15 protein-coding genes and 1 pseudogene are annotated in these 18,705 nt (G+C 71.6%); 10 read left to right on the plus strand and 6 right to left on the minus strand.

Annotation, left to right across the window (positions count from 1 at the left end; genetic code table 11):
- A pseudogene (locus ACWDA7_RS32630) lies at positions 1-109 on the plus strand (RNA-guided endonuclease TnpB family protein); the annotation flags it as partial.
- A 15-nt stretch (positions 110-124) separates the two neighbouring features.
- Here ACWDA7_RS32630 and ACWDA7_RS32635 read toward each other — a convergent pair.
- The 4 genes from ACWDA7_RS32635 to ACWDA7_RS32650 form a co-directional block, all read right to left on the minus strand.
- Positions 125-685: an N-acetyltransferase family protein gene (locus ACWDA7_RS32635; protein ID WP_450608884.1), complete on the minus strand. Its 561-nt coding sequence runs from the start codon at positions 683-685 to the stop codon at positions 125-127.
- A 45-nt stretch (positions 686-730) separates the two neighbouring features.
- Positions 731-1,126 (minus strand): RidA family protein, encoded by a 396-nt coding sequence (locus ACWDA7_RS32640; protein WP_450608886.1) that lies wholly within the window; start codon positions 1,124-1,126, stop codon positions 731-733.
- Positions 1,127-1,181: 55 nt separating this feature from the next.
- Positions 1,182-2,759 carry an alpha/beta hydrolase gene (locus ACWDA7_RS32645; RefSeq protein WP_450608888.1) on the minus strand — a complete coding sequence of 526 codons (1,578 nt, stop codon included), beginning with the start codon at positions 2,757-2,759 and terminating at the stop codon, positions 1,182-1,184.
- A 682-nt stretch (positions 2,760-3,441) separates the two neighbouring features.
- Entirely contained in the window at positions 3,442-4,488 is a 1,047-nt protein-coding gene (locus ACWDA7_RS32650; RefSeq protein ID WP_450608890.1) for an Rv2578c family radical SAM protein, read from the minus strand.
- A 68-nt stretch (positions 4,489-4,556) separates the two neighbouring features.
- On the opposite strand from ACWDA7_RS32650, the gene ACWDA7_RS32655 reads away from it, so the two are divergent.
- From ACWDA7_RS32655 to ACWDA7_RS32685, 7 genes are all read left to right on the plus strand, one after another.
- Positions 4,557-4,682, plus strand: a complete 126-nt coding sequence (locus ACWDA7_RS32655) for a hypothetical protein (protein WP_450608892.1) — start codon at positions 4,557-4,559, stop codon at positions 4,680-4,682.
- Positions 4,679-5,599 (plus strand): phosphotransferase, encoded by a 921-nt coding sequence (locus ACWDA7_RS32660; RefSeq protein ID WP_450608894.1) that lies wholly within the window; start codon positions 4,679-4,681, stop codon positions 5,597-5,599. The genes ACWDA7_RS32655 and ACWDA7_RS32660 overlap by 4 nt, the downstream gene beginning before the upstream one ends.
- Before the next feature lie 158 nt (positions 5,600-5,757).
- Positions 5,758-6,663 (plus strand): alpha/beta hydrolase, encoded by a 906-nt coding sequence (locus tag ACWDA7_RS32665; protein ID WP_450608895.1) that lies wholly within the window; start codon positions 5,758-5,760, stop codon positions 6,661-6,663.
- Between the two features lie 112 nt (positions 6,664-6,775).
- Entirely contained in the window at positions 6,776-7,219 is a 444-nt protein-coding gene (locus ACWDA7_RS32670) for an SRPBCC family protein (protein ID WP_450608897.1), read from the plus strand.
- A gap of 303 nt (positions 7,220-7,522) precedes the next feature.
- The gene (locus ACWDA7_RS32675) at positions 7,523-9,931 is read left to right on the plus strand and encodes an MFS transporter (RefSeq protein WP_450608899.1); all 2,409 of its coding nucleotides are present in this window, start codon (positions 7,523-7,525) and stop codon (positions 9,929-9,931) included.
- Positions 9,932-10,140: 209 nt separating this feature from the next.
- On the plus strand, positions 10,141-12,627 hold the full coding sequence (locus ACWDA7_RS32680; RefSeq protein WP_450608901.1) for a SpoIIE family protein phosphatase: 2,487 nt from the start codon (positions 10,141-10,143) through the stop codon (positions 12,625-12,627).
- 191 nt (positions 12,628-12,818) lie between these two features.
- Positions 12,819-13,544, plus strand: coding sequence for a class I SAM-dependent methyltransferase (locus ACWDA7_RS32685; RefSeq protein WP_450608903.1), 726 nt, complete (start codon positions 12,819-12,821; stop codon positions 13,542-13,544).
- 82 nt (positions 13,545-13,626) lie between these two features.
- Here ACWDA7_RS32685 and ACWDA7_RS32690 read toward each other — a convergent pair whose 3' ends face one another.
- A complete protein-coding gene (locus ACWDA7_RS32690; RefSeq protein ID WP_450608905.1) occupies positions 13,627-14,640 on the minus strand; it encodes a LacI family DNA-binding transcriptional regulator in 1,014 nt (337 codons plus the stop codon).
- A 111-nt stretch (positions 14,641-14,751) separates the two neighbouring features.
- Between ACWDA7_RS32690 and ACWDA7_RS32695 the strand changes: the two genes are divergently transcribed.
- Entirely contained in the window at positions 14,752-15,906 is a 1,155-nt protein-coding gene (locus ACWDA7_RS32695; RefSeq protein ID WP_450608907.1) for a Gfo/Idh/MocA family protein, read from the plus strand.
- A gap of 107 nt (positions 15,907-16,013) precedes the next feature.
- Complete coding sequence (locus ACWDA7_RS32700) at positions 16,014-16,505, plus strand: GNAT family N-acetyltransferase (protein ID WP_450608909.1); 492 nt, start codon at positions 16,014-16,016, stop codon at positions 16,503-16,505.
- Positions 16,506-16,620: 115 nt separating this feature from the next.
- Here the strand turns inward: ACWDA7_RS32700 and iolD are convergent, their stop codons facing one another.
- Positions 16,621-18,507 (minus strand): 3D-(3,5/4)-trihydroxycyclohexane-1,2-dione acylhydrolase (decyclizing), encoded by a 1,887-nt coding sequence (gene iolD, locus ACWDA7_RS32705; protein ID WP_450608911.1) that lies wholly within the window; start codon positions 18,505-18,507, stop codon positions 16,621-16,623.
- Positions 18,508-18,705: the final 198 nt, after the last annotated feature.

Genomic DNA, 18,705 nt, shown 5'->3' on the forward strand with positions numbered 1-18,705 from the left:
CCCCAGGGACAAGAACTCCGCCCGCGTGATGCTGGTCCGGGCAGGTTGGAACCCGGACGGTGCTGAGGGCGTAAGACCTCCTGGTCCGCTGGACCCAGAGGCAGCCTGAGCCGTAAATCCCCGCTCAGCCCCGGAGGGTGGACAATCCCCTCCCTTCAACGAGGGGAGCCTTCAAATACCGCACCTCGGGCACGGCGACGCCGCCCGCTTCGTAGGGCTCCTCGGCGCCGTCGGCGTGGAACCCGGCCCGCTCGTAGAAACGCCGGGCGCTGGCGTTCTCCCTCAGGACCCACAGGAACATACGGGCATAGAAGGGCGCGCACTGCCGTACCGACGTCTCCAGCAGCGCCCGCCCGATCCCGTTCCCGAGGTGGGCGGGGTCGACATAGATCGCGTACAGCTCGGCATCGGCGGTGCGCATGTCGCCGTCCCGGTACGGGCCGTGCACCGCCCAGCCGACGATCTCGCCGTCCCGCTCGGCCACCAGATTCACCACACCGTCGTGACCGTCGTCGCGGAAGCGGGCGCGCCTCTTCTCGGCGTCCGCGGTCACGCTCAGCGCGTCGAGGTACGGCTGCGGCATGAGCCCCCGGTAGGCGGAGCGCCAGCCGTGGACGCGTATCTCGGAGACGCGATCGCAGTCGGCGAGGGTCATCGGTCGGATGCGTGGCGGCTGGTGGTCCATGGCCACACCCTAGGCAACGGGGCGGCGGGGAAAGACGTCCGTCCGTCAGCCCACCACCGCGTACGCCTCGATCTCCATGAGGAACTCCGGTCGCACCAGCGCGGCCACCTGCACCGCCGACGCGGCGGGCAGCCGGTCGTCCGGTATGTACGCGGCGCGAGCCGCGCGGATCGCCGGCATATGGGCCATGTCCGTGACGAAGAAGGTCAGTTTGACCACGTCGTTGAAGGTGGCCCCGGCGGCGGCCAGGCAGCGCCGCAGGTTCTCGAAGACCTGCCGTGCCTGGGCCGCCGGGTCGCACTCGCCGACGAGTTCGCCGTGCTCGTCGAGCGGAAGCTGGCCGGAGATCGCGACGAATCGTCCGGTGCCGATCACGACGTGGGTGTACGCGGCGGCGGGGGCGACCCCGTCGGGGGCGGGAATCCTGGTCGGCTCACTCATGGGTCCATGGTGGACCAAGGGTCCGACAACGCCCCCGACGGGTCGGTCGGGCGGCTTAGCCGCGGAAACCGAGCAGGCCGTGCAGCGTTGAGCCGCGTTCGAGGGTGGAGGCTGCCTTGGTGCTCGTCGGATCCGGATCGGGCAGTTTCTGGCAGACCGCGTCGATGTCCCCGGAGCCGCGCGGCACTGTGCCGTCCGTGAGGTAGTCCGCCAGGTACTGGTCCAGGCACGCGTTCCCGCTCAGCGCGATGCCGTGGTTCCCGCCGCCCTGCTCGACCACCAGGCTGGAACCGCGCAGCAGATGATGAACCGTCATACCACCCTGGAAGGGCGTCGCCGCGTCGTTGGTCGCCTGGAACAGGAGCGTCGGCGGCAGCGCGTCGTTGGCGACGTCCACCGGCCGCAGCGAGGACGTCCTCCAGAAGGCGCACGGCGCGTTGTACCAGGCGTTGTTCCAGGCCATGAAGGGCGCCTTGGCGTACACCGCCCAGGTGTCCTTGCGCCACTGCGCCCAGTCACGCGGCCAGGAGGCGTCACGGCACTGCACGGAGGCGTAGATGCTGTAGCCGTTTTCGCCCGCGGCGTCGATGGCGCCGATGCTCTTGTAGATCTTCACCAGCGGATCGGGGTTCTCGTCGTTCAGGTACGCCGCGAACGCCGTGGCCAGACGAGGCCAGTAGCCGTTGTAGTAGCCGCCGGGCATGAAGGTGTCCTCCAGTTCGGAGGCGCCCACCGTGTTCTTGGCGGGGTTCTTGGCCAGCGCCGCCCGCATCGCGTACCACTTGGCCTCGACCTGGGCCGGATCGGTGCCGAGCCGGTACCTCGCGTCGTGCTTGGCGACCCATGCCAGGAACGCCAGATGGCGGTCGTTGAACGCGTAGTCCTGCTGGATGTTGTCCTCGTACCAGACGCCCGTGGGGTCCACGATGGAGTCGAGTGCGAACCGGCGCACCCGCTGCGGGAACAGCTTCGCGTAGACGGCTCCCAGGTAGGTGCCGTACGAGTAACCGAAGTAGTTGAGCTTCGGCGTGCCGAGCGCCTCCCGGATCGCATCCATGTCGCGCACCGCGCTGACCGTGTCGAGGTACGGCAGCAGCCCCGCGTACTTGGTGGCGCACGCCTCGGCGAAGGAGGCGACCCGGGAGAGGTTGGCCCTCTCCAGGGACGGCAGGCGGGGCACCGAGTCCGGGCGGACCGGGTTGAAGTAGCCGCGCTCGCAGTTCAGCGCGGGCTTGCTGTTGCCCACGCCCCGGGGGTCGAAGCCGATCACGTCGTACTGCGCGGCCACCGCCTTGGGCAACGCGGACGCCACGTATCCGGCCAGCTTCAGACCGCTGCCGCCGGGGCCGCCGGGGTTGACCAGGAGCGGTCCCTGGTGGTTCTTCGCGGTGTGCGGGACCCGGGACAGGGCCAGGGTGATCTGCTGTCCCCTCGGCCGCGCGTAGTCGAGCGGGACCGTCACCGACGCGCACTGGAGCGCCGGATAGCTGGTGATGCCGCAGTTCTTCCAGGTGGGCTGCGCCGCTTGCGGGGCGTCCAGTGCGCGGGGTGCGCTCGCGTCGGCCGGGACGGCGGCGAGCGTCCCGGCCACCATGACGGCGGCGCCGCACAGCACGGCTGCGCGTGTTCTCATGTCAGGCCTCCCAGGGCGGAGGGGTTCGGACCACGAGTGTCTGGTCCTCGCCGCATGGTCCCGGGAGAGCCCGCCGGGAAAGGCGTGTTGGGGCCGTGGTTGACCCGATTGGGCCGTGGGAAGCGCTCGGATGCTCCTGAAGTGGCGTCAGGGATGCGCCGGGAGGGCGCCCGGAGGACGATCCCCCGGCCCGGTCGCCGCCCGAGTGCCGCGCCCTGCACTTCGCCCACCTGCCCAGCGGGGCGCGTACCGCGCAACTCAACCGTGAGGTCACGTAGCTCAGTTGATGGAGCATCGCTCATATAAGCGGTTGAGATTGTTGGTTCGAGCCCCGTCGGCGTCGCCCAACGCCGGGATTGCTCCGTCACAGCTGAGCGTCACGACCGCCGGCGCGGTGCGCCCGGTCAAGCGCCGTCGATGCGGTCGCGCAGCGCCCGGCCTTGTACAGGGCCGTGGCCCGGGCCAACGGGGATCTCGTGTTCTGCCCGGCGTCGTCTCGACCGCGCGGCCGGAAGAGTCTCATGCCCGGAGCATACGGATGCTGCGCACGCCAGTTCGAGGAAGTGGCGAGAGCCGGTCGACGGGCCCACCCGGTCCGAGGGGGCAGGCGGGCAGCGTGAACTCTCACCAACACCGCGAGGGCGCTCCCTGGAGTGTCGTCAGAGGTGCGCCCGTAAGGTCTTCAGAGGAGCGAGAGTTGGGTCGCGCCAGCCGGTGCCGCCGCCGGTTCCGGTGTCAGGGGTTCGGGCTGGCGGATCCGGCGCGGCATCCCCGGGCGTGTGGGACCGATGCCGTACTCCTCGGCCAGTTCGTGCACCTGACGGGTGATCCGTCGCTGATACCACTTCGGTGCGTAGGCGCCCTCCGCGTACAGCCGCTCGTAACGGCGCACGAGATAGGGATGCCGTTGCTCCAGCCATGCCATGAACCACTCGCGGGCGCCCGGTCGCAGATGCAGTACGAGCGGTGTCACGGAAGTGGCCCCGGCGGCCGCGATCGCCCTTACGGTGGCGCGCAGTTGGGCCGGGTGGTCGCCCAGGAACGGGATCACCGGCGCCATCAGCACACCGCAGCCGATGCCGTGCTCGCTCAGGGTGCGCACCACGTCCAGCCGGCGCTCCGGGGCGGGGGTGCCGGGTTCGACGGTGCGCCACAGCTCCTGGTCGACGAAGCCGACGGAGACGGAGATGCCGACGTCGGTGACCTGTGAGGCCTGCTTCAGCAGTTCGAGGTCCCGCAGGATCAGGGTGCCCTTGGTCAGGATCGAGAACGGGTTCGCGCGGTCGCGCAGGGCCGCGATGATGCCCGGCATGAGCCGGTAGCGGCCCTCGGCGCGCTGGTAGCAGTCGACGTTGGTGCCCATCGCGATGTGCTCGCCGTGCCAGCGCCGGGACCCGAGGTGGGACCGCAGCAACTCCGGTGCGTTGACCTTCACCACGATCTGGCTGTCGAAGCCGAGCCCTGTGTCGAGGTCCAGATAACTGTGCGTCTTGCGCGCAAAGCAGTAGACGCACGCATGTGTGCAGCCCCGGTAGGGGTTGACCGTCCACTCGAACGGCATCCGGGAGGCGCCCGGTACCCGGTTCACGATCGAGCGGGCGCGGACCTCGTGGAAGGTGATGCCCCGGAACTCCGGGGTGTCGAAGGTGCGGGTGGTCACCGCGTCCGCGTCGAACAGTGCGGCGTTGCGGGCCGGGGCGGGGTTCTCGGCCAGATGGTCCCAGCGCATGGGCGCCTCCTCGGTAGCACTGACCACAGAATAGAACAGATGTTCCCTTGATCGCGATGGGGATTCGAGTGATCGTTCGAATCGAGGGATACGTGCTCCTGACCTGCGGTCTCGCGCTGCGTCTGCTCCGAGCGGCGTGCGGTGCGGGCGTCAGGGCCGGGCCGGTCACCGTCCGCTACCGTGGCTCCGCATGACTCACGTCGAGACCGAGATCACCGCTGAGCTCGTCCGGGATCTGCTGCACAGCCAGCACCCCGACCTGGCCGATCGGCCCGTGAGACTCGGCGCGCGCGGCTGGGACAACCAGCTGTGGCGGCTCGGCGACGACCTGGCCGTCCGGCTCCCCTGGGCGACGCGGTCTGCGGACCTGCTGCTGCGCAAGGAGCACGCGTGGCTGCCCTCCCTCGCCCCGCACCTTCCCCTGCCGGTCCCTGTCCCGCAGCGCCTCGGCGAGCCCTCCGAGCGGTTTCCTCGCCCCTGGATCGTCACCACCTGGGTGCCTGGCGCGCCCGCCGACCGCGCCCCCGCCACACGCGCCGCAGAGGCAGCCGAGGCCCTGGCCGCTTTCCTGACGGCTCTTCACAGGCCTGCCCCCGACGACGCTCCCACCGGTGGCCACGGCCGTGGGGGGCCGCTGGCCGACCGTGCCGAGCAGTTCGCCGAGCTGCTCGCCTCGGCCACGGAGACGGGTCTCATCCCCGATCCGGACGCCGTCCGCTCGGTCTGGGATGACGCCGCCGCCGCGCCCGACTGGGCGGGTCCGGCGCTCTGGCTCCACGGCGACCTGCATCCGGCCAACATCCTCACCGCGGACGGCACCTTCTGCGGCGTGATCGACTTCGGCGACCTCTGTGCGGGCGATCCGGCCTGCGACCTCGCCGCCCCTTGGATCCTGCTGCCGGACGACGCCGGCGACCTCTTCCACCACGCGTATCAGCCGTTGGCGGACGCCGCGACGCTGCGCCGCGCCCGTGGCTGGGCGGTGCTGCGAGCCCTCGGCGGCATCCTCATCGGAGAGGCCGGCCTCCACGGGCGCCCCGGCGGCAAGCCCACCTGGGGCCCACCCGCGCACGCCGCGCTGAGACGCCTTGTCGCAACGGCGCGTCGCTGAGAGCGAGCGACCCGGGCCGCTCGAACTTTTGATGGCACGCGGTCGAGGTCCGCTGCCGCGGCACAGCCGCGCCCCCTGTGCTCCGAGCGGCGTGCTCACGCGGCCGGAGGTCGGCGCGTCCGTCGTCATCTCGTCGGTGAATACGACATAACGGATGTATGCAACGCACTGGAGTGGTGTCGCAGATGGCACCGTCGCCGACCCTGTCAGCGGGTGTCCGCCGGCTGACCCTGCAGGCCGCGGGCGTGACCCTGTCGTGTCTGCTGTCCGAGCCGCCGGACGGGCAGCCGAAGGCCACCGTCGTCGCTGTACACGGCGGCGGCATGACAGCGGGCTACTTCGACGGGCAGGCCCATCCCGACCTGTCCCTGCTCGCGCTCGGCGCGCGTCTCGGTTTCACCGTGCTGGCCGTGGACCGCCCCGGCTACGGCCTGTCGGCCGAGCAGCTGCCCCGCGGACAGACCCTCGCCGAGCAGGCCGAGGTGCTCGAGGCGGTCCTGGAGCGATTCGCCTCCCGGCACGCCACGGGAGCCGGATTCTTCCTGCTCGCCCATTCCTACGGCGGCAAACTCGCCCTGATGACGGCCGCGCGTGCTGCCGCTCTGCTCGCCCTGGACGTGTCGGGCTGCGGCCACCGCTACGATCTCGAACCGGACGACCTCGCCTGGGTCGGGCGTCGTGTCGACAGACGGCGCACCTGGGGCCCGCTGCGGCTGTATCCACCGGACACCTTCCGTTCCCTCGGCGCCCTGGTGGCTCCCATGCCGGACCGCGAGGCGGACGAAGTCGCCCGCTGGTCCGCAATGTTCGAGGAACTGGCCCCGCGCATCCGCATCCCCGTGCGGCTGACCTTCGCCGAGCACGAGACGTGGTGGCTGCACGGCGAACGCGACATCGCCGACCTCACCGCCAGGCTGGCCGCGGCACCCCTCGTCCGCGTCGAGCACCAGCCGGACGCGGGCCACAACATCAGCCTGGGCTGGGCGGCGCGTGCGTACCATCTGCGCGCCCTCGCCTTCTTCGAGGAATGCCTCGCCGGACCGCCGGATCTCCGCAGGCGGTAGCGGCACGCGGCGGCGGCGCGACGGTCCCGAACCGATGTGCCGTCAGGGGCCGTCCCCCGAGTGTGATGGGATGGCGTACGCCCCCCACTCACACGTACAGGAAGAGGAAGTCATGGCGCAGGTCGAGGCCACGACGGAGCGGACCATCGCGGCGGACGCGGAGACGGTGTTCGACGCCCTCGCCGACTACAGTGGCACCCGCCCGAAGTTGCTGCCCGAGCACTTCAGCGAATACGAGGTGCGCGAGGGCGGCGACGGCGAGGGCACCCTCGTGCACTGGAAGCTCCAGGCCACCAGCAAGCGCGTGCGTGACTGCCTCCTGGAGGTGACCGAGCCGACCGGCGGCGAACTCGTCGAGAAGGACCGCAACTCCTCCATGGTCACCACCTGGCGGGTCACCCCGGCGGGCGAGGGCAGGTCCCGGGTCGTCGTGACCAGCACCTGGCAGGGCGCCGGCGGCATCGGCGGCTTCTTCGAGAGGACCTTCGCGCCCAAGGGTCTCGGCCGTATCTACGACGCGGTGCTCGCCAGGCTGGCCTCCGAAGTGGAGAAGTGACACCCCCGTATGCCACCGGGCGCGCACGGCGGAACCCCGTGTGCGCCGTCAGCGGTCCCGGCGCGGTCCGGGGGCGCGGATCCCACGTCCCGAGCCCCCGGAGCGCGTGCCGCCGGTCGACCTGCTGATTCCCCGCGCTCACCGATTCGGGTGGTTTTCGTCTCGGCGAGGTTGTACGCCGTAGGGCTTCCGACCGGCGGATACCTTCACACGGTACGTCTCACGGGCGACTCGTCGCGCTTGATCCCAGTTGTCGTGGAATGCGAGAAATGGGCGGCGCAGACGCGACGAGGGGAGCGGTACGTGGGCGGGACGACTGCGGTGGACCTGGAGCTGGATCTGCTGGGCGAGCAGGCCGTACGGCCCGTGGTCCCGGACGCTCCGCGTGAGCCGGCCGGCGCCGCGCCCTCCACGGCGCTCAGCCCGAGCCGGGTGCGTCTGGTCTTCGTCGGGCTCATGCTCGCACTGCTGCTCGCCGCCCTCGACCAGATGATCGTGGCCACCGCGCTCCCGAAGATCGTCGGCGAGTTGCACGGCCTGGACCGGATGTCCTGGGCGATCACAGCGTATCTGCTGACCTCCACCGTGGGACTGCCGGTCTACGGCAAGTGCGGCGACCTCTTCGGCCGCAAGCGCGTCTTCCAGTTCGCGATCGCCGTCTTCGTCATCGGCTCCGCGCTCGCCGGACGGGCGCAGACCATGGACCAGTTGATCGCCTTCCGGGCGGTCCAGGGTGTCGGCGCCGGCGGGCTGATGATCGGTGTGCAGGCGATCATGGCCGACATCGTCCCGCCTCGCGAACGCGGCCGCTACATGGGCATCATCGGCGCCGCCTTCGGTCTCGCTTCCGTCGCAGGACCGCTCCTCGGCGGCTACTTCACGGACCACCTCTCCTGGCGCTGGTGCTTCTACGTCAACGTGCCCTTCGGGCTGGTCACCCTGGCCGTCGTCACCGCGGTGCTCAGCCTGCCCCGGCCCACCGTGAAGGCCCGGCTCGATGTGCTCGGCACCCTGCTGCTGGCCGCCGCGTCGACCTGCCTGGTGCTGCTGACCAGTTGGGGCGGCACCGAGTACACCTGGAGCTCCCGGGTCATCCTGGGGCTGGGCGCCGGCGCGGTGCTCGCGAGCGTCCTCTTCCTGGTCGTCGAGCGGTTCGCCGTCGAACCCCTCATCCCGCTAAGGCTGTTCCGCGACTCCGTCTTCAACGTCAGCGCCCTCGTGGGGCTGGTCATCGGCGTCGCGCTGTTCGGCGCCGCCAGCTATCTGCCCACCTTCCTGCAGATGGTCGACGGGGCGAGCGCCACCGAGTCCGGACTGCTGATGCTGCCGATGATGGCCGGGATCGTCGGCGCCTCGATCGTCGGCGGACAGCTCATCAGCCACACCGGCCGCTACAAGATTTTCCCCGTCCTCGGCAGCGCCCTGGCCGCCGTCGGGATGTGGCTGCTGTCCGGGCTGGACATGGACACATCGCGGTTGCTGTACAGCGTCTGGATGGCCGTCCTCGGCGCCGGCATCGGCATGGTGATGCCGGTCCTGGTCCTCGCCGTGCAGAACTCCGTGCGCCCGGCCGACCTCGGCACCGCGACCAGCGCCAACAACTACTTCCGGCAGATCGGCGGCAGTGTCGGTGCCGCCGTCTTCGGCACCCTGTTCGCGAACCGGCTCTCCGACGCCCTCCAGGAGCGCCTGCCCCCACGTGCCGGTGCCGGGCTGCCCGATCCCGAGTCGATCACCCCGCAGCTCGTGCACGCACTGCCGCCGGCCCTGCGCGACGCCTATATCGCCGCTTACGCCGACGCCATGCCGAGGATCTTCCTCTACCTCGTGCCGGTCATCGTTCTCGGCCTGCTCATCGCCTTCTTCCTCAAGGAGAAACCACTGGTGTCCCACAACGCCTCCGCCGAGCACCCGCCGGCGGCCCAGGTACCGCAGGCACGTTCCCCCTACGTCGCGGGAGTGCCCGTCTGCGGCACGGTCCAGCACCCCGACGGCACCGTCGTGCCACGCGCCGCGCTCACCCTCATCGATGTCGGGGGAGTTCAGATCGGACGCGGTGCGAGCGGAGAGGACGGACGCTACGCGCTGTCCACGCCTGGAGCGGGTTCGTACGTCCTGATCGCCGCCGCCGGCGGGCACCAGCCGCAGGCCGTCTCCGTCACCGTCGGGGAGCGGCCCGTCGAACTGGACGTCGTCCTCGGCGGTGCCGGACGGCTGGCCGGCAGCGTGCTGACGGCGGACGGCACGCCGGTGCGCGACGCCGCCGTCACACTGACGAATGTGCACGGAGAGGTGGTGGCCAGCACCCGCAGCGGACGCGAAGGGGGGTATGTCATCGGCGAGTTGGTGGCCGGCGAGTACACCCTCGCCGCCAGCGCGCCCGCGTTCCGCCCGGCGGCCCTGCCCGTCACCGTGCAGGCGTCGCGCGAGACCCGCCAGGACGTCGAACTCGCGGGCGGCGCGGTACTGCGCGGCACCGTGCGCGCGGGGGACGGCCGGCCGGTCGAGGACGCACGGGTGACACTGCTCGATGCCGCGGGCAACGTCGTCGACACCCTGACGACCGGGCCCGACGGAACATTCCGATTCGTCGATCTGTCGTCAGGTGAGTACACCGTGATCGCCGCTGGGTACCCGCCGGTGGCCACGGTGCTCCAGGTCGCCGGGGGCGGCAGGATCGAGCGGGACCTGCAGTTGGGGCACGAGGACTGAGGGGCGGGGCCAGGCTCACGCGGCGTCCGCGCGCCGTCCGGTGGCCGCTCGCGGCGCGCGGCGGAACCGCGCATGGCGGTTCCGCGCCTCTCGCGCGCCGGAGGCGCCCCTGAGTTCAATTCAGGCAATGCCGCACACCGCAACGGGGCCCCGCCGTACCGTGGTTGTGCGGTACAGATCTTGCGAACTCGGGAAAGAGGGCCTCGGCCATGGACCAAGGCACCGGGACGGGCGCACTTCCCGGCCCCTCGGCCGGGAAGGCGGCGGAGCACACCGCGTCCGGCCGTATCCCCCTGGCCGTGATCGTGGTGGACCGCGACGGCCTCGTCTCGCACTGGAGCCGCGGCGCCCGGCGACTGTTCGGCATCCCCAGGGAGAAGGCGGTCGGGCAGTCCGCCGTCGATCTGCTGCCGGTCTCCGGTGCCCTGCCCGAGGCCGACGAGGCCGGCCCGTACGGGGCGTACGCGCCCTTCGGCGGACTCGGCCCCGACCTGGAGTCCTCCCTCGACGGACGGCTCTCCTACCCGGCCGCCGGCCGCGCCCGCCTGACGGTGCCGGACCGCGAGCCAGGCGGGACGGAGGTCCTTCCGCTCGGAGAACCGGGCAGGACCGATGTGCTGTGGTGGGCGTACCCGCTGGTGGGACCGGGCCCGGAGCGGCTGCTGGTGCTCGCCGCCGACGCGGACGCGCTGCACCGGGGCGACGGGACGGCCGTCGAGCGCATCGCGCCCGGGTTCGCGCTGCACACCGACTTCCCCGGAGCCGAGGAACTCGCCCAGCGGCTACCCGAGATCCTGCCCAGCATGAGCGTCGGCGAGAGCGCCCGGATCGTGGCGCAGGTTCTCGAACTGGGCTACCCCGTCATGGAGTTCAGCCAGAACGACCAGGTGCCCGTGACCCCGGACTGGGGCGTGCCCCGGCGTGCGGAGCGCAAGGCGCGCCGGCGGCTCTCGGCGCGCGCCGTGGTGACCGGGCAGCCGGTGCCGGAGGGCCTCCGGGACGAGGGCGAGGATCTCGAGTACGTCGCGGTGCGCGAGCGCCTGGAGTTCCTCAACGAGGTCAGCGGCAGGATCGGCACCTCGCTCGACCTGGCGCAGACGATCATCGAGGTCAGCAAGGCCGTCGTGCCGCGCTTCACGGATGTGGCGGGCACGTACCTGCGGGAACAGGTCCTGGCCGGCGAGGGATTTGCCGAAGGCGTCCCCGACACGACGACCATGTGGCACCGGGTCGCCCTCGAGCACACCGACGAGCCGGGCCGCTGGGACGACGTGGTGCCGGTCGGCGAGGCCATGCCGTTCCCGGCGCACACGCCCTTCTTCCAGTGCATGACCACCGGCGAGCCCGTCCTCGTGCCGTGCATCAGCGAGGAGTTGGGGCACGCGATCGCCTCCCAGTTCGACAAGCGCGACATCCGGCCCCTCATCACCCACCGCTCCATGCTGGTCGTGCCCCTGAAGGCACGCCACGTGGTGCTCGGGTTCATGATCCTGCTCCGCCATCCGGAGCGCACCGAGTTCAACGACATGGACCGGGTCACCGGCGCCGAACTGGCCGCCCGTGCGGCTCTGGTGCTCGACAACGCGCGCATGTACACGTACCAGGAGGCCGTCGCGGAGACGCTCCAGGACAGCATGCTGCCGCACATCGCGCCCCGGATGGCGGGCTGCGACATCGCCACTCGCTATCTGCCGGGCACGCTGCTCGGACGGGTCGGCGGCGACTGGTTCGACTCCGTCAAACTCCCCGGCGCCCGCACCGCGCTGATCGTCGGCGACGTCATGGGCCACGGTCTGAACTCCGCAGCGATGATGGGCCAGTTGCGTACGGCCGTACAGACCATGGCCGCCCTCGACCTGCCGCCGGCCCAGCTGCTGCGCAATCTCGACGACCTCGCCCAGCGGCTGGGCGACGTCTACCTCGCGACCTGTCTGTACGCCGTCTACGACCCGATCGGGGGCGAACTGCACATCGCCAACGCCGGTCACATCCCACCGGTGGTCGTGCGCGCCGCCGACGGACGCAGCGAGCTGCTGGAGCTGCCCACGGGAGCGCCGATCGGCGTCGGCGGGGTGCCGTTCGAGTCGGTACGCGTACGGGTGGAGCCCGGCGACCGCCTGGTGATGTGCACCGACGGCCTGGTCGAGGTACGCGGCGAGGACATCGGTGTCGGGCTCGCCACCCTGTGCGAGTCCGCTGCGCACCCCGCGGCTTCCATGGACGACGCCTGCGACACGATCATCCGCGCCCTCAACACCCGGGGCGGCCGCAAGGACGACGTGGCGCTGCTGATGGCCCGGCTGTCCGGCATAGCACCCGAGGACGTCGCGGTATGGGGGCTCGCCCCCGATCCGGCCGAGGCGGGCCGGAGCCGTGCGGCGGTGCGCGAACAGCTCCACCGATGGGGGCTCGGGGTGCTCGCCGACAACGCGGAACTGATGGCGGGTGAGCTGGTCGCCAACGCCGTACGGCACGCCCGCAGCCGACGGATCGAACTGCGCCTGGTCCGCGGCGACACCCTGCTGTGCGAGGTGGACGACGACGATCCCACTCTGCCCACGCTGCTCAACGCGGGCCGCGGCGACGAGTTCGGCCGCGGGCTGCGCGTGGTGAGCACGCTGGCCCGCGAGTGGGGGACCTGTCGTACGAGCGCGGGCAAGACGGTGTGGTTCGAACTGACATTGCCACGAGGCTGATCCCTTGGCGGGCGCCGGGACGCGTCGGGCCCGCCGAGGGCGTGCGAGGGCCCGACATGCCGGTGCCGTGCTACGCGTCTCGAATGAGCGGTGAAGGAATAGGCGAGGCGCTTGTCGCCCTGCCCCGGGCGCGATAGACCGAAGCCGTCCGTCACTCCGGCGGGCTGCCGTCGCACCCCGAGGAGTTGGGCATGAGCGTGACCGATCGGTACAGAGAGGCCTGGGAGGGCTTCTGGCGAGAGGCCCCCGACGAACCGGGAACCGTCTTCTGGGACGCGGAGCCGGCCTTGACCGTCGGCGTCCACCTCCCCCTGTTCGAACCGCTGTTGACGGTTTCGGACCTGCCCGTGGTGGACCTCGGATGCGGCAATGGCACCCAGACCCGTTTCCTGGCCGGCCACTTCCGTCACGTCGTCGGCGCCGACCTGTCCTTCGCGGCGCTTGAGCACGCCCGCCGCGCGGACTCCACGGGCCGGGCCGGATACCGTCCGCTGGACGCCGCCGACAAGAGCGAGGCCGAAGCGCTGCACGCCGAACTGGGCGACGCCAACGTCTATATGCGGGGCGTGCTCCACCAGTGCGAGCCCGGCGACCGGCAGTCGCTCGTCGACGGCATCGCCACGCTGGTGGGGGAGCGCGGACGGGTCTTCCTCGTCGAACTCGCCGAGGCGGCGGGACTCGTCCTCAAGGGGCTCGCCCAGAGCGCAGAGGGTCCGCCGGCCAAGCTCGCCCCGGTCTTCCGGCACGGCATCGCTCCCGGCGAGGTGGCGGACGCCGCGGTGCCGGAGTACCTGAGCGCGGCGGGTCTGACGGTTCTGGCGGCCGGGGAGCTGCCGTTGGTCACCACGGAGCGTACGGCGGACGGAACGCGGATCGAGCTGCCGTCGAAGTGGATCGTGGCCGGGCGTCAGGCCTGAGCGAGGGAACCCGTGACCGGCCGCGATCCGCTCCGGACGCGGTCGGGCTCCGCGCGCGGTGCGTCGACTTGCCGCGGCCGGATCAGGCCACGGCCTCTCGCCCCGGGGGGCCCGTCGTCCCCCGGACCTCCAACGACGGCGTCGTGAGCACGAGTTCCGCGGGACGGCTGGGATCGCCGATGCGGTCGAGGAGGCGCTGGGCGGCGCGCCGCCCGACGTCGTGGCTGCCGTTGTCCACGGTGGTGAGCCACAGATGCCGCAGCCGGGAAAGGTACGTGTTGTCGTAGCCCACGAGGGAGAGGTCGCGCGGCACTCGCAATCCGCTCTCCTCGGCCGCCGAGAGGGCCCCGACGCAGGTCATGTCGTTGAACGCGAAGACGGCGGTCGGGCGTTCGCGGGCGCTCAGCAGGCGCACGGTGGCGCGGTAACCGCCCTCCTCCGTCAGGTCGCCCTGTTCCACGCTCGCCGTGTCCGTCAGACCGTGTTCGCGCATGACGGCCTCGAAACCGCGCCGCCGCAGTGCGCCGACCACTCCCTGCCCGGCGATGTGGGCGATACGGCGGTGCCCGAGGCCGAGGAGATGCTCGGTGGCGAGGCGGGCACCGCGCTCGTCGTCGCCCGCGACGATGTCGACCGACGGCAACTCCGGCTCGCGGGCCCCCGCGACGACGGTGGGGATCCTGACGGCCGCCGTGCGCAGCGCCTGCGAGGGCGGCGGCGTGCCCACGGCGATCAGTCCGTCGACCCGCAGGTCCGTGAAGGTGCGGGTGAGGTCCTCGCCGAGCCGCCGGTTGAGCCGGCCGTCGGCCAGCAGCATGTGCAGATCCGCCTCGTGCAGCCGGGAGTTGAGGCCGTCGAGGAGCTCCACGAACCAGGGGTTGCGCAGGTCGTTCAGCAGAACGCCGACCGTACGGGTGCGCCGCTCGCTCAGGCTGCGCGCGGCGGCGTTGGGCCGGTAGCCCAGCTCCTCGACGGCGGCCAGCACGGCCTGCCGTTTCTCGGGGCGCACCTGGTCGGAGCCGCGCAGCACCAAGGAGACCAGCGACTTGGAGACACCGGCCCGCTCGGCCACATCGCGTATCGTCGGCGCTCTCATGTCTGGACCGTTCCACAATGCGAGCACGCCTGTCAAAGGGATTGACACATGGGGAAACGGCCCGCAGTGTGGGCCTCCGTAAGCTATGGAACGGTCCAAAGAAGGGCGGTCATGGTGAGCACACTCGGCGTCGCCGTCGTCGGATTCGGCTGGATGGGGCGGGTGCACACCCAGGCCTACGTCCGGGTGCCGCACCACTTCCCGCAGCTGTCCGTGCGGCCCGAACTGATCGCCGTGGCGGACGACGTGCCCGGCCGCGCCGAGGAGGCCGCCGACCGGTACGGCTTCGCCACCGCGGTCCGGGACTGGCGCGAGATCGCCGCTGACCCCCGGGTGGGGGCGGTGAGCATCGCGGCCCCCAACTTCCTGCACCGGGAGATCGGTGTCGCCATGGCGGAGGCGGGCAAGCACATCTGGATCGAGAAGCCCGTGGGCCTGACCGCCGAGGACGCCCGCGCGGTCGCGGACGCCGTCGCCAAGGCCGGTGTCCAGGGCACGGTCGGCTTCAACTACCGCAACGCACCGGCCGTCGCGGCCGCCCGCGATCTGATCGCCTCCGGGGACATCGGCACCGTCACCCATGTCCGCATCCGCCTCTTCAGTGACTATGCCGCCCACCCCGAGGGCGCCCTGACCTGGCGGTACGAGCGCGAGCGCGGCGGCAGCGGCGTCCTCGGGGACCTGGCCTCGCATGGGGTGGACCTGGGCCGCTTCCTGCTCGGCGAGATCGAGTCGCTGGTCGCCGACACCGCCGTCTTCATCCCGGAGCGGGCCCGCCCCAGCGGTGCCACCGCCGGACATGCCCGGGCCACGGGCGGAGAGCTCGGCGCCGTGGAGAACGAGGACTACGTGAACTGCCTGCTGCGCTTCGCCTCGGGCGCCCGCGGCGTCCTCGAGGCCTGCCGGGTCTCCGTCGGCGAGCAGAACAACTACGGCTTCGAGGTCCACGGAACCAAGGGCGCGGTCCTGTGGGACTTCCGGCGCATGGGCGAACTCCGCGTCAGCCGCGGCACGGTCTACCAGGACCAGCCCGTCAGCACCCTCTACGTCGGGCCCGGCCATGGCGAGTTCGCCGCCTTCCAGCCGGGCGCCGCCAATGCCATGGGCTACGACGACCTGAAGGTCATCGAGGCGTACCACTTCCTGCGCTCGGTCGCGGAGGGAACCGCGTACGGCCCGACGCTCGACGACGCCGTGCACAGCGCGGCGGCGCTGGACGCCATGAGCCGCTCGGCCGAGCGGCGCGCGTGGGCGAGCCCGGCCTGAGCGGACGGCGGGCGGTACGCAGCCGTGACCGGTCTCGACGACGCAGCCCCACCGCCCGCTGCTCCGGCGGGCGGTGGCGCGCTCGCCGGTGGGTACGCTCGTCCGTCATGACGAGGCTGGAGTTGCTCCGCGCCGACCACGCGCCCGCCCTGCTGGACTTCGAGCGGGAGAACCGGGAGTACTTCGCGGGGTCGGTGTCGGATCGCGGGGACGCGTACTTCGCCGAGTTCGCCTCCCGGCACCGTGCCCTGCTCGCCGAGCAGGAGGCCGGTCTGTGCCACTTCCACGTCGTCCTGGACGACAGTGGTGCGATGATAGGGCGCGTCAACCTCGTGGACGTCCTGGCAGGGGGCGCCGAACTCGGCTACCGGATCGGAGAGCGCTCTACGGGACGTGGCGTGGCGACGGCCGCGGTCCGGGAAGTCTGCCGTCGTGCCGGGGCCGACTACGGCCTCCTGGAACTCACCGCCGTGGTCGCCCTCGACAACCCGGCGTCCAAGGCCGTGCTCTTGCACAACGAATTCACCGCCGTGTCCGACACCAGGGTCCAGGGGCGACCCGCGGTGCGCTACCGGCGCAGGCTGGCTGCCGGGCACTAGGTACCGAGGCGGCGGCCGGTCCGCGGGCAGCGCCGCATGGACCGGCCGCCGTCCTGCGCCGACCTGGCCGCCGTGGGCCGGCGCGGGCGAGGGGGCCCTGCGCCAGTGGTGGGAGTCAGAGGTGGCGCCGGCGGCCGACGACGTTCCGGTCGTACCTCTCGCGGGCGGCCACGGCCGCCTCACGCGAGGCGACCTCGGCGACGGGCACGTCCCACCAGGCCTCGGCGGGCGGGGCGGTCGGTGCCGGGTCGGTCTCGACGTACACGCAGGTGGGCCGGTCCGAGGCGCGCGCGGCGGCCAAGGCGTCGCGCAGTTCCCGTACGGTCTTGGTGCTGATGACCTCCATGCCGAGGCTCGCGGCGTTGGCGGCCAGGTCCACCGGGAGCGGGGCGCCGGTGAAGGTGCCGTCGGCGGCCCGGTGACGATAGGCGGTGCCGAAGCGTTCGCCGCCGATCTCCTCGGACAGGCCGCCGATGGAGGCGTAGCCGTGGTTCTGGATCAGGACCAGATTGACCGGCAGACCCTCCTGCACCGCGGTGACGATCTCGGTGGGCATCATCAGGTAGGTGCCGTCGCCGACCAGCGACCACACCGGTGTGCCGGGGGCGGCCTGCTGGACGCCGATGCCGGCCGGGATCTCGTAGCCCATGCAGGAGTAGCCGTACTCCAGGTGGTACTGGCGCGGCGAGCGGGCCCGCCACAGCTTGTGCAGATCGCCGGGGAGCGAGCCGGCCGCGTTGATCACCACGTCGTCGTCGCCGACAACGGAGTCGAGGGCGCCGAGAACCTGGGTCTGGGTCGGCGCGGAGTTCTCGTCGTCCGCGCGGTAGGCCGCCTCGACCACCTGCTCCCAACGCTCCTTGCCCGCACGGTACTCGGCCTCGTACGCCTCGCTCACCCGGTGGCCGTCCAGGCCTTCGGTGAGTGCCTCGAGGCCTGCCCGTGCGTCGGCCACCAGGGTGCGGGCCGCGAGCTTGTGGGCGTCGAAGGCGGTGATGTTGAGGTTGACGAACCGCACGCCGGGGTTCTGGAACAGAGTGCTGGAGGCGGTGGTGAAGTCGCTGTAGCGGGTGCCGACGCCGATGACCAGGTCGGCTGTGCGGGCGATGTCGTCGCAGACGGCGGTGCCGGTGTGACCGATGCCGCCGAGATCCGTGGGGTGGTCGTGGCGCAGCGAGCCCTTGCCCGCCTGGGTGGAGGCGACCGGGATCCCGGTGGCATCGGCCAGCGCCTTCAGCGCCTCCTCGGCCTCGCTGTGGTGGACCCCGCCTCCCGCCACGATCAAGGGCCGCTCGGCGGCCCGGATCGCGCGCACCGCCTCCGCGAACTCGACCGGGTCGGGCGCGGGACGGCGCACCCGCCAGACCCGCTCGGCGAAGAACTCCTCGGGCCAGTCGTACGCCTCCGCCTGCACGTCCTGCGGCAGCGCGAGGGTGACCGCGCCCGTCTCGGCGGGGTCGGTCAACACCCGCATGGCGTTGAGCGCGGACGGGATCAGCATCTCGGGCCGGGTGATCCGGTCGAAGTAACGGGAGACCGGGCGGAGGGTGTCGTTGACGGACACGTCGGCCTCGACGGGGTGCTCCAGTTGCTGCAGCAGCGGGTCGGCGGGGCGGGTGGCGAAGTAGTCACCGGGCAGCAGCAGCACCGGGAGACGGTTGATCGTGGCGAGTGCGGCGCCGGTGACGAGGTTGGTGGCACCGGGGCCGATGGAGGTGGTGACCGCCTGGGTGGACAGGCGGTTCGACTGACGGGCGTAGCCTACGGCGGCGTGCACCATGGCCTGCTCGTTGCGGCCCTGGTGGAAGGGCATGGTGTCCTCGCCGGCCTCGAGCAGGGCCTGGCCGATCCCGGCGACGTTGCCGTGGCCGAAGATGCCCCAGGTGCCGGCGATGAGCCGGTGCCGTACGCCGTCGCGCTCGCTGTACTGCACGGACAGGAACCGCACCAGAGCCTGGGCGACGGTCAGACGACGCATTGACGGACTTGACTGACTGCTCATCAGGACCTCACTGGGGCGGTGTGGGGCGGAAGGCGGGCGCCGGCCGGCTGCGCGGGCCGGATGTCGCGGATCCACGCGCAGGCTGGAGCAGTCCCATACTCCGCCTCCGGGGTGACATCGACGGTGCAGGCGGCGGTGGTGGCGTTGCGCGCGGGACTGCGGTGGGTGCTCATGAGGCACCTCTCAGCGGGGCGGAGG

The organism is Streptomyces sp. NPDC001156 (genome assembly GCF_053598275.1).